At 63.0% G+C, this 3,021-nt stretch carries 1 protein-coding gene; it reads left to right on the top strand.

Features of this window, described 5'->3' with window-relative positions; all coding sequences use genetic code 11:
- A partial coding sequence (locus AAHM40_RS26930) for a DUF5801 repeats-in-toxin domain-containing protein (RefSeq protein WP_342247428.1) occupies positions 1-3,021 on the top strand: 3,021 nt, incomplete at both ends.

The following is a 3,021-nucleotide window of genomic DNA, read 5'->3' as shown; positions in this document are numbered from 1 at the left end:
GTCACCAGCAATGGGTCGTACACCTACACGCTGATTTCGGCGCCCAAGGTCAATCCGGACAACAACGGAAGTAACCTGCAGTTCTCTGAAACCTTCACTTTCACGGTGACCGATGCCAACGGCAATACCGGCATCGGTACCCTGACCATCGACATCATCGACGATGTACCGAGCATCAGCGTGAGGGGGCTGGACGGGCTCGACCTGCAGGTCGACGAGACCACCCTGGGCGCCACCGACAGCACCAACTTCGCCGGGGCCTTCGCGCCAGTATTCGGTGCTGATGGTGCTGCCCTTAACAACGCCGTTACCTACAGCCTGGATGTGAAGTCGCCAGGGGTGGACAGCGGCCTGCGGGATACTGCGACCGGCAGTAGCATCCTGTTGTTCAAGGAAGGTGCGGATATCGTCGGCCGCGTGGTTGGAGGAGGGCAACTGGCCTTCCGCCTGAGTGTGGCCGCTGACGGCACGGTAACCCTGGATCAATCGCGGGCGATCTTCCATACCCCCAATGACGGGCCGGACCAGGCCGCCGGGCTGGCCGGTGCCGACTTGATCACCCTGAACGCCACCATCACCGACGGCGATGGTGACCAGGACAGTGCCTCGCTCGACTTGGGCAACGCCATCAGCTTCAAGGATGACGCACCTTGCATTGATCCGTCTGTGAAGGTCTATCTCGACGATGACGCCTTGCCCTATGGCAACCCCGGCGGCGTCGGCGACAGTGATCCCGACACCCGGAACACCAGCGGCACCATCGCTCATGATTTCGGTGCTGATGGCCCTGGTTCGATCACGCTGCTCACCAGCGGCGCGCCCGATGGTTTCAGCTATGAGAAGGACGGCGACAACCTGCTGATCAAGCAGGGCGGCCTGACCGTCATCACCCTGGCCTTGAACTGGGCAACCGGTGCGTACAGCGTCGTTCAGAACAACCCGATCATGCATCCGGCCGGGTATGACGAAAACGATGTGAGCTTCAGCATTGCCTACAAGGTGACGGATGCCGATGGCGACGGCGCCACGGGCAGCCTGATCATCAATGTGGACGACGATACACCCAAGGCCTATGCCGACAGCGCCAGCATCATCGAAGGCAGCGTCCCCGCCACCCTGTCTGGCAATGTGCTGGGCAATGATTTCGGCGGTGCCGATCAGCCCAAGGCCTTCACCAGCTGGAACGGTGTGGCCGGTGCCATCGCAGGTGAGAATGGCAGCCTGTTGGTGAATACCCCTTACGGCGTCGTCACGCTGAATGCCGACGGCAGCTACAGCTTCGTGCTGGCCAACGGTTCGGCGGCGGTGGAGGGGCTGGACCACGGCGAGCAGGTGACCCTGCAGTACGCCTACAGCATGCGAGACGCCGACAACGACTCGAGCGAGTCGACGCTGACCATCACCATTACCGGCAGCAACGACGCCCCCACCGTCGAGGTCAGCACCCCGGATGCCGAGGGCGACCTGGCGCAGGTATTCGAGAAGGGCCTGGCAGGTGGCAGCAGCGCCAACGATGGCAGCACCGTCATCACCGGCAGCTTCAGTGTCGCGGATTCGGACGGGCTGGCCAGCCTGAAGACCCTGAGCGTCGGCAGCCTGACGGTCGACCTGACCACCAGCGGCTTTGCCAGCCTGGTAGGGCAGAGCTTCACTACCGACCATGGCACCGTGCTGATCACTGGTTACAGCAACGGCACTTACAGCTTCAGCTACACCCTGACCGAAGCCACTACCGATATGGCCGGCATGGAAACCGATGGCTTCCTGGTCAGCGTGGGCGATGGATTGGCCAATGCCTCAGCGAGCGTGACGGTCGAAATCGTCGACGACCTTCCGCAAGGCAACTCCGACAGCCGCAGCCTGACCGAGAACGGCAGCCCCTCCAGTGTCAGCGGCAATGTGCTGGACAACGATGTGGGCGGTGCCGACCAGCCGAAGGCCTTCGCTAGCTGGAATGGCGTGGCCGGTGCCACGCCGGGGGATAACGACAGCCTGCTGGTGAACACCCCCTATGGCGTGGTCACTCTGAATGCCGATGGCAGCTACAGCTTCGCGCTGGCCAATGGCTCGGCGGCGGTGGAGGGGCTGGACCAGGGCGAGCAGGTGACCCTGCAGTATGCCTACAGCATGCGAGACGCCGACAACGACCCGAGCAGTTCGACCCTGACCCTCACCATTACCGGCAGCAATGACATTCCGACAGTGGACGTCAGCACACCCAGTACTGGAGGCGACCTGGCCAAGGTTTACGAGAAGGGCCTTGCGGGTGGCAGCAGCGCAGGTGACGGTAGCAACATCACCACCGGCAGCTTCACCGTGGCTGATGCCGACGGGCTGGCCAACCTGAAGACCCTGAGCGTCGGCAGCCTGACGGTCGACCTGACCACCAGTGGCTTCGCCAGCCTGGTGGGGCAGAGCTTCACTACCGACCATGGCACCGTACTGATCACTGGTTACAGCAACGGCGCCTACAGCTTCAGCTACACCCTGACCGAAGCGACCCCCGATGCCACTGGTCCGGAGACGGACGGCTTCCTTATTAATGTGGGCGACGGGCTGGCCAACGCTTCGGCGACGGTGACCATCGAGATCGCCGATGATCTGCCGCAGGCGAAGGCCGATGGCGCATCGGTCAGCGAAGGCAGCAGCGTCAATGGCAATGTGGTCAGCGGCGGCGGTCTGGGCTCGGTGGCGGACGTGTTCGGTGCCGATGGACGTCCGTCGCCGACCACCGGTGTGGTGGGCGTGCGTACCGGTAATGACACGTCGACCCCGGTTTCGGGAGATGTCGGCGTGCCCATCGATACCGGTCTGGGCACCCTGGTGCTGCATGCCGACGGCAGTTACACCTACACCAGCCATGCCAACTCCGCGGGCCTGGCGGGCGCGGTCGATACCTTCACCTACAGCATTGTCGATGCCGATGGTGATCTGAGCACCACGACCCTGACCATCAATGTGTCCAATTACACGGTGGTCGGCAGTGTGCAGGCCGGCTCGGATCAGGATGTGCGTGAAGCC

The organism is Pseudomonas sp. OTU5201 (assembly GCF_038440135.1).
Taxonomy (GTDB): Bacteria; Pseudomonadota; Gammaproteobacteria; order Pseudomonadales; family Pseudomonadaceae; genus Metapseudomonas; species Metapseudomonas resinovorans.
The sequence above is the reverse complement of the archived record's forward strand: the minus strand, read 5'-3'. Positions and strand labels throughout refer to the sequence as shown.